Annotated in this window: 12 protein-coding genes; 5 read left to right on the top strand and 7 right to left on the bottom strand. The window is 73.4% G+C overall.

Going from position 1 to position 13848, the window contains the following annotated elements; all coding sequences use genetic code 11:
* Positions 1-49 precede the first annotated feature (49 nt).
* The 3 genes from FJQ57_RS21425 to ligD (FJQ57_RS21415) form a co-directional block, all read right to left on the bottom strand.
* Entirely contained in the window at positions 50-730 is a 681-nt protein-coding gene (locus FJQ57_RS21425) for a response regulator transcription factor (RefSeq protein ID WP_139984313.1), read from the bottom strand.
* A gap of 67 nt (positions 731-797) precedes the next feature.
* Positions 798-1736: a non-homologous end-joining DNA ligase gene (gene ligD, locus FJQ57_RS21420; RefSeq protein WP_139984311.1), complete on the bottom strand. Its 939-nt coding sequence runs from the start codon at positions 1734-1736 to the stop codon at positions 798-800.
* Entirely contained in the window at positions 1733-2668 is a 936-nt protein-coding gene (ligD, locus tag FJQ57_RS21415) for a non-homologous end-joining DNA ligase (RefSeq protein ID WP_139984450.1), read from the bottom strand. Before ligD (FJQ57_RS21415) ends, ligD (FJQ57_RS21420) begins: the two co-directional genes overlap by 4 nt.
* A 121-nt stretch (positions 2669-2789) precedes the next feature.
* On the opposite strand from ligD (FJQ57_RS21415), the gene ku reads away from it, so the two are divergent.
* Entirely contained in the window at positions 2790-3770 is a 981-nt protein-coding gene (ku, locus tag FJQ57_RS21410; protein ID WP_139984309.1) for a non-homologous end joining protein Ku, read from the top strand.
* A gap of 26 nt (positions 3771-3796) precedes the next feature.
* On the opposite strand, the gene FJQ57_RS21405 is transcribed toward ku, so the two are convergent.
* Positions 3797-4378, bottom strand: a complete 582-nt coding sequence (locus FJQ57_RS21405) for a hypothetical protein (protein ID WP_139984308.1) — start codon at positions 4376-4378, stop codon at positions 3797-3799.
* Between the two features lie 66 nt (positions 4379-4444).
* On the opposite strand from FJQ57_RS21405, the gene FJQ57_RS21400 reads away from it, so the two are divergent.
* On the top strand, positions 4445-5239 hold the full coding sequence (locus tag FJQ57_RS21400) for a protein phosphatase 2C domain-containing protein (RefSeq protein WP_139984306.1): 795 nt from the start codon (positions 4445-4447) through the stop codon (positions 5237-5239).
* A 186-nt stretch (positions 5240-5425) separates the two neighbouring features.
* Here FJQ57_RS21400 and FJQ57_RS21395 read toward each other — a convergent pair whose 3' ends face one another.
* Together FJQ57_RS21395 and FJQ57_RS21390 are read right to left on the bottom strand one after the other, a co-directional pair.
* Complete coding sequence (locus FJQ57_RS21395; RefSeq protein WP_139984304.1) at positions 5426-10306, bottom strand: NAD-glutamate dehydrogenase; 4881 nt, start codon at positions 10304-10306, stop codon at positions 5426-5428.
* Between the two features lie 253 nt (positions 10307-10559).
* Positions 10560-11375 (bottom strand): tryptophan 2,3-dioxygenase family protein, encoded by an 816-nt coding sequence (locus tag FJQ57_RS21390; protein WP_246081961.1) that lies wholly within the window; start codon positions 11373-11375, stop codon positions 10560-10562.
* Between the two features lie 51 nt (positions 11376-11426).
* Here FJQ57_RS21390 and FJQ57_RS21385 point away from each other — a divergent pair, with 51 nt between their 5' ends.
* The gene (locus tag FJQ57_RS21385) at positions 11427-11921 is read left to right on the top strand and encodes a DUF2505 domain-containing protein (RefSeq protein WP_139984303.1); all 495 of its coding nucleotides are present in this window, start codon (positions 11427-11429) and stop codon (positions 11919-11921) included.
* Positions 11921-12403, top strand: coding sequence for a DUF2505 domain-containing protein (locus FJQ57_RS21380; RefSeq protein ID WP_139984301.1), 483 nt, complete (start codon positions 11921-11923; stop codon positions 12401-12403). The genes FJQ57_RS21385 and FJQ57_RS21380 overlap by 1 nt, the downstream gene beginning before the upstream one ends.
* Here the strand turns inward: FJQ57_RS21380 and FJQ57_RS22755 are convergent.
* A complete protein-coding gene (locus tag FJQ57_RS22755) occupies positions 12388-12600 on the bottom strand; it encodes a hypothetical protein (protein ID WP_170219552.1) in 213 nt (70 codons plus the stop codon). The genes FJQ57_RS21380 and FJQ57_RS22755 overlap by 16 nt on opposite strands.
* Before the next feature lie 111 nt (positions 12601-12711).
* Here FJQ57_RS22755 and FJQ57_RS21370 point away from each other — a divergent pair, with 111 nt between their 5' ends.
* On the top strand, positions 12712-13788 hold the full coding sequence (locus FJQ57_RS21370) for an alkene reductase (protein WP_139984299.1): 1077 nt from the start codon (positions 12712-12714) through the stop codon (positions 13786-13788).
* The last annotated feature ends 60 nt before the right edge of the window (positions 13789-13848 follow it).

Below are 13848 nucleotides of genomic sequence, written 5' to 3'. Positions count from 1 at the left end.
TCGCTGGCGCTCCTCGCACCTCAGCCACCTCGAGCACCGGGTGGTCGGGTCAGTCGGCGGGCTGGTCCTCCAGGCGGAACCCGACCCCCCGCACGGCGACGACCCGCTCGGGGGCGCCGGCGGCCTCGAGCTTCTGCCGCAGGCGGCCGATGGTCACGTCGAGGGTCTTGGTGGAGCCGTACCAGTTCTCGTCCCACACGTCGGCCATCAGCCGGCCGCGGCTGACGACCTTGTCGCGGTTGGCGGCCAGGATCGACAGCACGTCGAACTCCTTGCCGGTCAGCGCGACCTCGACCTCGCCGACGTGCACGCGGCGGGCAGGACCGTCGATGCGCAGGCCGTCGGGCGGGGTGGCGGTGGAGGCACCGGTGCGGCGCAGCAGGGCGCGCACCCGGGCCTGCAGCTCGGCCAGGCCGAACGGCTTCTCCAGGTAGTCGTCGGCGCCCTGGTCGAGCCCGACGACGCGGTCGAGCTCGCCGCCGCGCGTCGAGACGATCATGATGGCGCCCTCGTAGCCGCCGTCGCGGGCCTGCCGGCAGACCTCGAGGCCGTCGATGTCGGGCAGCCCGAGGTCGAGGATGACCACCTCGGCCGAGCGGCCGCCGAGCTCGACGAGCGCCTGCTGGCCGGTGTCGACCCAGCCGACGTCGTACCCCTCGCGCTCCAGCGTGCGGACGAGCGGGAACGCGATGTCCTCGTCGTCCTCCACGACGAGAACCCGGTGCCCCATGGTCCCCCACCATAGGGGGTCGACCTGGTGGCCACCCGTGACGTCTCGCCTCCCCGGGCGACCCCCCTCAGGCGAAGAGGTCGCCGTGCTCGGCCGCCCGCTCCAGCACGACGTCGAAGCGCAGCTGGTCGAGGCCGAACGGGTCGTCGGCGCCCTCGGCGACCTCGTCCCAGGTGACGGGGGCGGCGACGGTGGGACGCTCGCGGCCGCGCAGCGAGTACGGCGCGATGGTGGTCTTGAAGCCGGCGTTCTGCGACCAGTCGAGGAAGACCTTGCCGCCGCGCTTGGCCTTGGCCATGACCGAGGTGACCAGCTGGGGGTGCGAGGCCTGGAGGCCGTCGGCGAGCGCCTTGGCCACCTCGGAGGCCTCCTCCGAGGGCAGCCGCTGGGGCAGGTCGGCGTACAGGTGCAGGCCCTTGCTGCCGCTGAGCACCGGCTTGGCCATCAGCCCCTGCTCGCCCAGGACGTCGCGGGCCAGCAGCGCCACCTGGCAGCACTCGTGCAGCCCGGCCGGCTCGCCGGGGTCGAGGTCGACGACGATGCGGTCGGCGTTGCGGGGGCGGCCGTTGCGCCCGACCCGCCACTGGTGCACGTGCAGCTCGAGGGCGGCCAGGTTGCCCAGCCAGGTGAGCGTGGCCAGGTCGTCGACGACCGGGAAGGTGATCTCGTCGTTGTCGACCTGGCCGTAGCGCCCGGACCGGCGCCCGCCGGTGGGCACCGTGACCGTGCGGACCCACGACGGGGTGCCGGCGGGGACGTTCTTCTCGAAGAAGCTGATGTCCTGCACGCCGTGCGGCCAGCGGATGCGGGTCACGGCCCGGTCGGCGAGGTGCGGCAGCAGCACCGGCGCGATGCGGGCGTAGTAGTCGAGCACCTCGCCCTTGGTCGTGCCGGTCTGCGGGTAGAGCACCTTGCCCAGGTTCTTCAGGGTCAGCGTGCGTCCGTCGACCTCGACGTGCACCTCCTCCGACGGGGCTGCCGGGGGCGGCGGGGGCGGCGGGGTCACAGGTCCTCCGGGGTCAGGTCGGTGCGCAGTCCACGGAACGACGGCTGGCGCAGCCGCGGATACCCCCGTCCGTGCGAGTCGACGTCGACCACGAGCCGCGGCTCGAGCCAGTGCGTGCCGCGCGCGTCGACCCGCGGCACCTCGTCGTCGAACGGGCTGTCGTCGCGCACCAGCCCCGCGACGGCCTGGGTCAGCACCGCGCTCTGCTTGGCCGCGATGCCGCTGCCGACCCGCCCGCGGTAGAGCAGCCCGTCGGGCGTCACCTCCCCGACCAGCAACGAGGCCAGCCGGTCGCTCGTGCCCTCCTGCGGCCGCCAGCCGCCGACGACGAACGAGACGCGGTGGCGGTGGGCGAACTTCAGCCACGCCGGGCTCCGCTCCCCCGGCCGGTAGGCCGACCCCAGCCGCTTGCTGACGATCCCCTCGAGGCCCTGCTGGAGGGTCGCTGCGTGCAGCATCGGCCCGTCGTCGTAGGACGGCGGCACCTGCCACGGGCTGCCGTCGAGGGCCTCGGTGAGCAGGGCGCGGCGCTGCTCGAGCGGCTCCCGGGTGAGGTCGCGGCCGTCGAGGCGGAGCAGGTCGAAGGCCATGAACGTCACCGGCACGCTGGCCACCAGCCGCTGCACCGTCGAGGCGCGACGGACGTGCATCCGCTCCTGCAGCACCCGGAAGTCGGGCACGCCGTCGGCGTTGAGGGCGATCACCTCGCCGTCGACGAGCAGGTCGCGGCGGCGCAGCCCGCGCTGCTCGCGCAGGCCGTCGGCGACGTCGGGCCAGGCCGCGGTCACGTCGTTCTCGTTGCGGCTGGTCAGCCGGAACCGGCCGCGCTCGCCGTGCCCCGCGCTGTCGGCGAGCACCCGCATGCCGTCCCACTTCACCTCGTGCGCCCACTCGTCCCCGGTCGGGACGTGGTCGCCGGAGACGGCGAGCATGGGGCGCACGAGCCCATCCTGCCGGTCCTGCCGGTGCGTCGCGGTGCCCAGCCCGCGCGGGCGATGACTTCGTGGCCCCGGACCGGTCAGACTGGGGTCCTCGCGAACGAAAGGCTTCCCCATGCGCGCGATCTGGAAGGGTGCGGTCTCCTTCGGGCTGGTCAGCGTCCCCGTCAAGCTGTACGCCGCCACCGAGAGCCACGACATCTCCTTCCGGCAGGTGCACGCGGCCGACGGCGGCCGGATCAAGTACCAGCGGGTCTGCTCCATCGACGGCGAGGAGGTGCCCTACTCCGAGATCGCCAAGGGCTACGAGACCGAGGACGGCGAGATGGTCGTCCTCGACGACGACGACCTGGCCGCGCTGCCGTCGTCGTCCTCGCGGGAGATCGCGGTCGAGAAGTTCGTGCCGAGCGACCAGATCGACCCGATGCTGTTCGAGAAGTCCTACTACCTCGAGCCGGAGAAGACCGGCGCCAAGCCGTACGCGCTGCTGCGCCAGGCGCTGCTCGAGGCCGACCGGATGGCCGTGGTCACCGTGGCCATCCGCAACCGCACCTCGGTCGCGGTGCTGCGCGTGCGCGACGACGTGATCGTGCTGCAGACGATGATGTGGCCCGACGAGATCCGCACCCCCGACTTCCAGGTCGACCCCGGCGAGGTCAAGGACTCCGAGGTCAAGATGGCCCAGATGCTCGTCGAGACGCTGGCCGGCGACTTCGACGCCAGCGAGTTCGAGGACGACTACGCCGGCGCGGTCGAGGCCGTGGTCAAGGCCAAGATCGAGGGCGGCGAGGTCAAGCGCACGCCCACCTCGACCAAGACCGGCGGCGAGGTCGTCGACCTGCTCGCGGCGCTGCAGCGCTCGGTCGCCGCGGCCAAGACGGCGCGGGGCGAGTCGGTGCCGGACGAGGCCGAGGACGACTCCGACGACTCCGACCAGACCGACGAGACCGACGACGAGCCGGCCGCCAAGAAGACGACGAAGAAGGCGCCGGCCAAGAAGGCCGACAAGAAGGCCCCGGCCAAGAAGACCGCCGCCAAGAAGACCGCGGCCAAGAAGACGGCGAGCAAGAAGACGGCGGCCAAGAAGGCCAGCTGACCCCGGTCACCCGGGGTGGTCCCGGGCTACCCGGCCCGGCGGGGCCGGGTCACACCGACCGCCAGGGCGACCAGGCCGACGCCGCCCACCCCGAGCAGGGTGAGGGCGGCCGCCCAGAGCAGCGCCCGGTCACCGCGGGGCTCGAGCGCGTCCGTCGGTACGTCGCGCGCCTGGCCCGACCCGAGGGCCGCCTCGACCTCCGCGAGCGCCTCGGGCGAGGCCGTCGTGACCGGACCGCCGCACGCACCGTCGGGGACGACGCCGTCCGCGGCCTCCTCGGCGGAGACGTCGACCAGCACCTCGCGACCCGCCTCCATGCTGCTGCGGCCGCAGGACGTCAGGTCGGACCAGGTCGAGATCTCGACCTCGGTCGGCACGTCGTCGCCGCGGTAGACGTGGGTGACCACGGCGGTGACCTCCGTGGCGTACCCGTCGACCTCCCGCCCGTCGTCGACGTCGTCGACCACCGTGGCGACGTACACCTCGTCGGACCACACGTGCGGCTCCACGGGCGGCGCGCAGTCGCAGGCGGTGGCCGGCGAGGCGGTCGACAGGACCACCACGGGGACGGCGAGGAGGGGCAGCAGGACCAGGCGGAGGAGGGCCACGAGACGCGTCATGGGGGTGGGACGGGCGCGGGCGCCGACCGGTTCCCGGCCGACTACGGTGACCGGATGCGCAGCACACCCGGCACCACGTGGGGGGTCGCCTCGGCGACGACGATCGGGTCCTTCCACGTGCGCGAGCACCTGCCCAACCAGGACTCCGTGGCCACCTGGGCCGCCGAGGACGGCAGCGCCGCGGTGGCGGTCGTCGCCGACGGGCACGGTCACCCGGCCCACTTCCGCAGCGACGTCGGCTCCTCGCTCGCCGCCGAGCTGGCGCTCGAGGCCCTGCAACGGGCGGTCGCCGCGGGCGATCCCGACCCGGTCGCGGCCGGCCGCGAGGTGGTCGAGGCCTGGCGGGCCGCGGTGCTCGAGCACGTCGAGTCCCACCCGCTCCGCTCCGACGAGGCCCGCCGCGGCCCCCTCGTGCCCTACGGCTCCACCCTCGTCGCCACCGCCGCCACCGCCACCCGGCTCGTCGTCGTGCAGGTCGGCGACGGCGACGCGGTCGTCGTCCGCGCCTCCGGGGCGGCCGAGCAGCCCCTGCCCGACGACCCCGACCTCGACGGCGTCCACACCTCGTCCCTGTGCCAGCCCGACCCGCTCGCCTCCCTGCGCACCGCCGTCATCGACCTCGACCCCGACGACCACGACCCCGTCGCGCTGGCCTACGTCTGCACCGACGGCTACGGCAAGGCCCGCGTCGACGCCCGCACCTGGTGGCGTGCTGCCGCCCGCGACCTCGTCACCGCCGCCGCCCAGGCCGGCCTCGACGGCGTGCGCCGCCGGCTGCCCGCCGACGTCGCCGAACCCGCCCGCGTGGGCGGCGACGACACCACCATCGCCGTCCTCGCCCGCGCCTGACGCTGACGGCGCCGGCCGCGGACCCCACCGCCCTGAGGCGCCCGGACCACAGCCCGACCGGGCCACAGGGCGCACGGAGCGGAGGGGGTGGCAGGGTGCCGGTCGGCCCCGCCGGACCATGCCGCGGCAGCCCTCAGGAAGACGAGCGGGGCCGCGGCACGGCCGTCCCCGCAGCGACCAGCCAGATCAGGTCAGCAGGGACCTGACCACCCGGAGGCCGACGGACATCCGGGCGAGGTCGGCGGCGTCCTCGGCGCAGATCTGGCCCAGGGTGTCGGCGGCGCGGCCGACGAGCACGGCGTTGTCGGCCTCCCAGTCGGCGACCCGTGCCGGGGCAGGGTCGTCGGCGACGGTGGCCGCGAGGACCTGAGAGGTCAGCTGGGCGTGGACCGAGTGCAGGTCGTCGCGCAGCGCGGCCCGGGCCATCGTCTGCCACTGGTCGGCGCGGGGCAGGGTGAGGATCTGCTCGGTGAGCCGGGCCAGCCCGAGCCGCTCGCCGAGCGCGAACCACACCCGCGCCACGTCGGCCACCGCGAGGTCCTCGCGCTGCGAGATCTCGACGACGTTGAGCAGCGCCGACGCGGTCGGCAGCACCGCGACCCGGGTGGCCAGGTCGTCGGGCACCCCGCCCTCGACCAGGCGCTCGCGCCGCGCGTCGTACGCCGTCAGCTCGGCGCCGACCATGAGGCCGGGCAGCTCGCCCATCGCCTCCTGCACCGGCCCGGAGAAGCGGTCGACCTCGCCCTGGCTGTCGAGCGGGGGCCGCCGGTTGGTGACCAGCCAGCGTGAGCCGCGCTCGACCAGCGTGCGCATCTCGAGCCGCATGTGGGTCTGCACGGCGGCGTCGATGCGGTTGTCGAGGGCGGCGACCTCCTCGCGCAGGGGCAGCGACCCGAAGATCTCGCGGGCCACGAAGTTGGCCCGGGTCAGCTCGGCCGGCGTCGCCCCGGTCTCGCGGGCCAGCCGCGGCCAGAAGGTCATGCCGGCGCCGTTGACCAGGTCGTTGACGACCTGGGTCACGATGATCTCGCGGCGCAGCGGGTGCTCGTGGACCCGGTCGGCGAACCCCTCCCGCACCGGGGTCGGGAAGTAGGCGCGCAGGTCGAGGTCGAGGTAGGGGTCGTCGGGCAGGTCGGAGTCGATGAGCTCCTGGGCCAGCACGATCTTGGTCCAGGCCAGCAGCACCGACAGCTCGGGCACGGTCAGGCCCTCGCCGCGCTCGACCCGCCGCGCGACCTGGCGCCGGGTCGGCAGGTCCTCGAGGTCGCGGTTGAGCACGCCCCGCGACTCCAGCTCGCGCATCCAGGTCTCGTGCACGTGCAGCATGCTCGGCGCGTGGGAGGCCGCGTTGGCCAGCGCGAGGTTCTGCTCGTAGTTGTCGCGCAGCACCAGCGCGGCGACCTCGTCGGTCATCTCGGCCAGCACGCCGTTGCGCTGCTTGGCGGTCAGGTCGCCGGCGGCGACCACCCGGTCGAGCAGGATCTTGATGTTGACCTCGTGGTCGGAGGTGTCGACGCCGGCGGAGTTGTCGATGAAGTCGGTGTTGGCCCGGCCGCCCTCCCGCGCGTACTCGATCCGCCCGAGCTGGGTCAGCCCCAGGTTGCCGCCCTCGCCGACGCACTTGACGCGCAGCTGCTCGCCGTCGACCCGGATCGCGTCGTTGGCCTTGTCGCCGACCTCGAGGTGCGACTCGGTGGAGGCCTTGACGTAGGTGCCGATGCCGCCGTTCCAGAGCAGGTCGACGGGCGCGAGCAGGATCGCGCGCATCAGCTCGGCGGGCGTCATCGTCTCGACCTCTCCCTCGATGCCGAGCGCGTCGCGGACCTGCGGGGTCAGCCGCACCTTCTTGGCCGACCGGGAGACCACGCCGCCGCCCTCGGAGATCAGCGAGGCGTCGTAGTCCTGCCAGCTCGAGCGGGGCAGCTCGAAGAGCCGCTTGCGCTCGGCGTACGACGTGGCGGGGTCGGGATCGGGGTCGAGGAAGATGTCGCGGTGGTCGAAGGCGGCCACCAGCCTGGTCTGCTCCGAGCACAGCAGGCCGTTGCCGAAGACGTCGCCCGACATGTCGCCGACGCCGACGCAGGTGATGGGCTCGGTCTGGCAGTCGACTCCCATCTCGCGGAAGTGCCGCCGCACCGAGACCCACGCGCCGCGGGCGGTGATGCCCATCGCCTTGTGGTCGTAGCCGACCGACCCGCCGCTGGCGAACGCGTCGCCGAGCCAGAAGCCGTAGTCGTGGGCCACGCCGTTGGCGATGTCGCTGAACGTCGCGGTGCCCTTGTCGGCGGCCACGACGAGGTAGGAGTCGTCGCCGTCGTGGCGCACCACGCGCTCGGGCGGCACCGTCGCGCCGTCGACGAGGTTGTCGGTGACGTCGAGCAGGCCCGAGATGAACGTCTTGTACGCCGCCACCCCCTCGGCCAGCCAGGCGTCGCGGTCGGCGCCGGCGTCGGGCAGCTGCTTGGCGAAGAACCCGCCCTTGGCGCCCACCGGCACGATCACGGTGTTCTTGACCATCTGCGCCTTGACCAGGCCCAGCACCTCGGTGCGGAAGTCGTCGCGCCGGTCGCTCCACCGCAGGCCACCGCGGGCGACCGCGCCGAAGCGCAGGTGGACGCCCTCGACCCGCGGGGAGTGCACGAAGATCTCGAACCGCGGCCGCGGCTCGGGCAGCTCGGGGATCGCCGAGGGCTCCATCTTCAGCGACATGTAGGCGTGCGGGCGGCCCGCCTGGTCGAGCTGGAAGTAGTTGGTGCGCAGCGTGGCCTTCACGTGGGTGAGGTAGGAGCGCAGGATGCGGTCGTGGTCGAGGCTGACCACGTCGTCGAGCGCGGACAGGATGCGCCGCTCGACGCCGGCCTCGGCCTCCTCCCGCTCCGCCCGGCCCGGGTCGGTCTCGGCGTGGCGGTCGGGGTCGAAGCGGGTCTCGAACAGCTCGACCAGCAGCCGGGTGATGTCGACGTTGCCCGCCAGCGCGCCCTCGATGTAGTCGAGCGCGAACGGCGAGCCGCCCTGCTTCATGTACTTCGCGTAGGCCCGCAGCACCACCGCCTGCCGCCAGTCGAGGCGCGCCCCGAGCACCAGCGCGTTGAAGCCGTCGATCTCGGTGAAGCCGTCCCACACCGCGCGGATCGCGTCCTGGAACAGCTCGCGGGCCCGGTCGGGCAGCTCGCCGGCGTACCGGAGACCGAACTCGTAGACGTGGGAGGGCCGCTCGAGCCCGGTCAATGTGTAGGGCCGCTCGTCGACGACCTCGACGCCCATCGAGCCCAGGGCGGGCAGCACCTGGCTCAGCGAGAGCTGCGGGCCGATGCGGTAGAGCTTGAGCCGGGCCTCGCCGCGGCCGGCGTCGATCTCCTCGTAGAGCGCGTGGTCGAGGCCCTCGTCGCCCTCGATGCCCTCGAGGCGGCCGAGGTCGATGGAGGCGACCCGCGGGGAGAAGTCCTCCTTGTAGGCCTCGGGGAACGAGTCGAGGTAGCGCCGACCGAGGATCGAGCCGACCTCCTCGCCGTACTCGGCGACGACGGCGGAGGTGAAGTCGTCGCGCCAGGACCGCGACGCCTCGGCCAGCCGCCGCTCGAGGTCGGAGTGGTCGACGTCGGGGATCGGTACGCCGACCGGCTGGTGCACCACGAAGTGCACCCGCGCGGTGGTGGACTCGTTGATGCGGACGTTGAACTCGACGTTGTCGGCCCCGAAGCGGTCGCGCAGGATCGCCACGAACTTCTCGCGGACGCCGGTGTTGTAGCGGTCGCGGGGCAGGTAGACGAGGACCGAGGAGTAGCGGCCGTAGGTGTCGTGGCGCACGAACATGCGCAGCGTGCGCCGCTCGCGGGCCTGCATCGCAGCCTCGGCCAGCGGCCCGAGCTCCTCGACGGGCGTGTGGAAGAGGTCGTCGCGCGGATAGGTCTCGAGGGTGTCGAGCAGCGCCTTGCCGGCGTGGCTCTGGGGGTCGAACCCACTGCGCTGCAGCACCGTGGCGACCTTCTCGCGCACGAGCGGGATGCGCAGCAGCGACTCGGTGTAGGCGGCGCTGGAGAACAGGCCGAGGAAGCGGCGCTCGCCGGTCACCTCGCCGCCGGCGCCGAACGTCTTGACGCCGACGTAGTCGAGGTAGGCCGGACGGTGCACGGTGGCGCGCGAGTTGGCCTTGGCCAGCACCAGCAGGGTCTTGTCGCGGGCCCGCGCCTTGACCGGCCCGGGCAGCCGCCCGAACGAGGCCGACATCGGCTGGTCGGAGCGCAGGATGCCCAGGCCCGTGCCGGGCACCGCGCGCAGGACGTCGTCGTCGACACCGTCGAAGGAGGCCTGCTCGAGGGTGTACTCGCGGTAGCCGAGGAAGGTGAAGTGCCCGTCGGCCAGCCAGGTCAGCAGCTCGCCCGACTGGCGCAGCTCGGCCTCGTCGAGCGGCGGCGGGTCGGTGGTGAGCCCGTCGACGATCTCGCGGACCCGCTCGGTCATCTTGTCCCAGTCCTCGACGGCCTCGCGGACGTCGCGCAGCACCCGCTGCACGTCGTCGACGATCGCGGCCGGGTCGTCGCCCTCCCGCAGGCGGTCGACCTCGACGTGCATCCAGGACTCCCGGACCGCCTCACCCTCCGGCGGCGACGCGCCGTCGGCCACGGGCGCCAGCGACTTGAGCTCGCCGGCGACGTCGCGGACGACGTCGAAGGAGGGGTGCACGACCAGGTGGACGTCGCGCAGCTGACGGCCCAGCTCCATCGTCAGGCTGTCGACCAGGAAGGGCATGTCGTCGACGACGACCTCGACGACCGTGTGCCCGCCCGCGCTCCAGCCGTGCTCGCCCGGCGTCGGGGTGGAGACCCGGACCTGCGCGGTGCCCTGGGGCCGCTGGGCGGCCAGCTTGTAGTGCGAGGCGAGGCCGCCGTAGACGTCGGCGTCGGAGCGCTCGAGGAGGTCCTCGGGGGCCACGTGGCGGTAGTAGGCCCGCAGCAGCTCCCCCACCTGCTCGTGCGGCGGTCCCCCGCTCCCGCGGCCCTGCTGGGCCAGCGCTGCTGCCTTGCCGATCAGGTCGGCCTTGTCGGATTCGTGCGTCGCCGTTGACACCCTGCTCACGCTAGGGGGACGCACCGACAGCGACAACTGGGGGCCGCCACCCGCCGGTCACCTCGCCGTCCGCTGTGGTCCGCTGTGGTCCGCTGTGGTCCGGAGGCTGCGAGGCCCGCTCCGCTCGCACCTCAGCCACCGGCTCCGCCCCGCTGGCCCACCCCGCTGGCAGAGGTGTGAGGAGCGCCAGCGACGAGCCTCGAAGCCACCCCAGCCGACGCACCGGTCCGGGCGGTCCGGGCACGTGCGAGCGTCACAGGCGGCTGCGCACGTCCCAGAGCAGGGGGTAGTACTGCAGGGCCAGCCGCCCGCGCAGGTAGGCCGAGCCGCTGGAGCCGCCGGTGCCGGACTTGCCCCCGATCATCCGCTCGACCATCACGACGTGCCGCGCGCGCCAGCTCGCGGCGAGCTCGTCATGCTGCAGCAGCGCCTCGGCGAGCGCCCAGACCGCGGCGTACGACGACCGGTCGTGGGCGGTGGTGCGCACCGACTCGACGACCTCGGCGTCGGTGCCGGCGGGCAGGTCGTGGGCGCGCAGGACGTCGAGGAAGGCGTCCCACAGCGTGGGCTCGTCGAGGCGTCGCCGCAGCCGCTGCTGCTCGGTGTCGGTCAGGCCGCGGAAGCGGTCGAGGTAGGCGGGGTCCTTGGCCCCGGAGAGGAACTCCAGCTCGCGGAACTGGACGCTCTGGAACCCGCTCGCCGGCGCCAGCCGCTGCCGGAACTCCAGGAAGTCCTGCGGCGTCATCGTCTCCAGCACGTCGACCTGCTGCACCAGCGTGCGCTCGATGACGTGGACGCGCGCCAGCAGGTGCTGGGCCCACCACAGCTCGCCGCCCGTCATCGCCTCCCGGGCGGCGGTGACCTCGTGCAGCAGCTGCTTGAACCACAGCTCGTAGACCTGGTGGATGGTGATGAACAGCAGCTCGTCGTGGGCCGGCGGGTCGGACTCGAGGTGCTGGGCGTCGAGCAGCGTCGGCAGCCGCAGGTAGCTGCCGTAGGTCAGCTGCGCGCCCTGCTCGCCGAAGGAGACGAACCGCTCGTCGGGCGGCGCGGACGGGGTCTCGGTCACACCGTCACCCAAGCACACCCGCGCGGGCCGCCCGGGCGGCATGATGCGCGCATGGAGTTCCGCCACGAGCTCGCGTACGACGCGCCGCCCGACGAGGTCTACGCGATGCTGGCCGACCCGGCGTTCCGGGAGAAGGTCTGCGCCGCGCAGGGCGTCGTCTCCGCCGACGTGCGCCTGGCCCCGCGGGGCGCCGACGCCGCCGAGGGGTTCGACCTCGAGGTCGAGCAGGTGCAGGACACCGCCGGGCTGCCCGCCATCGCCAAGAAGATCGCCGGCGACACCACGCAGGTCACGGTCGTCGAGGCCTGGTCCTCGCGCACCGGCGGCACCCTCGAGATCGTCGCGCCCGGCAAGCCGACCTCGGCGCGGGGGACCGTGGCGCTAGCCTCCTCCCCTGGCGGCACCACCCACGTGGTGGAGCTGCAGATCAAGGTCCGGGTGCCGCTCGTGGGCGGCAAGCTGGAGCAGCTGATGGCCGACAACGTCAAGGCCGGGCTGGACGTCGAGCACACGGTCGGCGCCGCCTGGCTGGCAGGAGAGCACTGATGGCGAAGACGATCCGCTACGAGATGGCCTACGACGCCCCGGTGGAGCGGGTGGCGGCCATGCTGGCCGACCCGAAGTTCCGCGAGGACGTGTGCGCCTACCAGGGCGTGACGAAGGTCGAGGTGACCATCGACGTCGACGGCGAGACCAAGGAGGTCACCGTCGACCAGGTCCAGCCGACGGCCGGCGTGCCGTCGTTCGCCAAGAAGATCGTGGGCGACGAGACCAACATCGTCCAGCGCGAGTCCTGGAGCAGCCCGACCCACGGCGACGTCACGGTGACCATCCCGGGCAAGCCCGGCGAGATGACCGGCACCGCGGTCCTCACCCCCACCGACGCCGGCACGCTCGAGGTCGTCGAGCTGACCGTCAAGGTCAAGATCCCGATCGTCAGCGGCAAGCTGGAGAGCCTGATCGGCGACCTGCTGCTCAAGGCCCTCAAGGCCGAGTACAAGGTCGGCCGGGACTACCTCTCGGCCTGACGGCCCTCGGCCGGGGCGTCCGCCTCGGCCTCCGCGCCCTCCCCGCCCGCGGCCCGCGCGGCGGCGGCGTCCTCGGCGTCCTCGACCCGGCGGCGCCACCACACCACGGCGCCGAGCACGAGGAACGGCCCGAACGCCAGCACGAGGGTCAGCACCTGCTCGATCGGGTGCATCGGCCCGAGGTGCATCGGGGTCATGGCGTCATCACCCTCCCGATTGTGCGCCGGTGAGATGACTCACGGAACACCGGGGACCCGTGCCCGGGTTCTCCCTTCGTCACATCTGCCCCCGAGACGAGGAGACGGCCCGTGCCTGACCTGTTCGAGCCCCTGACCGCCGGCGCCTGGACGCTGCCCAACCGCATCGTGATGGCCCCGCTGACCCGCAGCCGCGCCGACGACGCCGGCGTGCCCGGCGACCTCGCGGTGGAGTACTACCGCCAGCGCGCCACGGCCGGCCTCATCATCACCGAGGGCACCCAGCCCAGCGCGGTGGGCAAGGGCTACACCAACACCCCGGGCCTCCACTCCCCCGAGCAGGTCGAGGGCTGGCGCCGCGTCGCCGACGCCGTGCACGAGCGCGGCGGCCGGATCGTGGCCCAGCTCATGCACGTCGGACGCGTGTCCCACCCCGACAACAAGGACGGCCTCGAGGCCGTCGCCCCGAGCGCGCTGGCCGCGCCGGGCGAGATGTTCACCAAGGGCGGCATGAAGGAGCACCCGGCGCCGCGCGCGCTGGAGACCTCCGAGATCGCCGGGGTCGTCGAGGAGTTCGCCCAGGCCGCCCGCAACGCGATCGAGGCCGGCCTGGACGGCGTCGAGGTGCACGGCGCCAACGGCTACCTCATCCACCAGTTCCTCGCCCCGGGCTCCAACGAGCGCACCGACGAGTACGGCGGGTCGCCGGAGAACCGGGCCCGCTTCGGCATCGAGGTCGTCCGCGCCGTGGTCGACGCGATCGGCGCCGACCGGGTGGGCATCCGCCTCTCCCCCGCGCACAACATCCAGGGCTGCACCGAGGACGACCCGGCCGACGTCGAGGCGACGTACGCCGCCCTCTCGGCCGCGATCGCCCCGCTCGGCCTGGCCTACGTCAGCGTCCTGTCGGCCGACCCGCGCAGCGAGGCCGTGACCCGGATCCGCAAGGAGTTCGGCGGCACCTTCATCATCAACACCGGCTTCGGCGACGTGACCACCCGCGAGAGCGCCCAGGCGCTGCTCGACGACGACCTCGGCGACGCCGTGGCCGTGGGCCGGCTGTTCATCGCCAACCCCGACCTGCCCCGCCGCTGGGAGACCGGCGCCGAGCTCAACGAGCCCGACCCCGACACCTTCTACACCCCCGGTGCGAAGGGCTACACCGACTACCCCGCGCTCGACGACTGAGCCACCCACCGACGACGGCGGCGCCCGACCAGGTCCCTGGTCGGGCGCCGTCGCGCTGTG

Source organism: Nocardioides litoris, from assembly GCF_006346315.1.
Classification (GTDB): Bacteria; Actinomycetota; Actinomycetes; order Propionibacteriales; family Nocardioidaceae; genus Nocardioides; species Nocardioides litoris.
The sequence above is the reverse complement of the archived record's forward strand: the minus strand, read 5'-3'. Positions and strand labels throughout refer to the sequence as shown.

What these genes read in the sequence shown, in the direction of transcription:
- FJQ57_RS21425 (WP_139984313.1), bottom strand. Translation starts at nt 730, where the DNA reads ATGGGGCACCGGGTTCTCGTCGTGGAGGACGACGAGGACATCGCGTTC.
- ligD (WP_139984450.1), bottom strand. Translation starts at nt 2,668, where the DNA reads ATGCTCGCCGTCTCCGGCGACCACGTCCCGACCGGGGACGAGTGGGCG.
- ku (WP_139984309.1), top strand. Translation starts at nt 2,790, where the DNA reads ATGCGCGCGATCTGGAAGGGTGCGGTCTCCTTCGGGCTGGTCAGCGTC.
- FJQ57_RS21400 (WP_139984306.1), top strand. Translation starts at nt 4,445, where the DNA reads ATGCGCAGCACACCCGGCACCACGTGGGGGGTCGCCTCGGCGACGACG.
- FJQ57_RS21385 (WP_139984303.1), top strand. Translation starts at nt 11,427, where the DNA reads ATGGAGTTCCGCCACGAGCTCGCGTACGACGCGCCGCCCGACGAGGTC.
- FJQ57_RS21380 (WP_139984301.1), top strand. Translation starts at nt 11,921, where the DNA reads ATGGCGAAGACGATCCGCTACGAGATGGCCTACGACGCCCCGGTGGAG.
- FJQ57_RS22755 (WP_170219552.1), bottom strand. Translation starts at nt 12,600, where the DNA reads ATGACCCCGATGCACCTCGGGCCGATGCACCCGATCGAGCAGGTGCTG.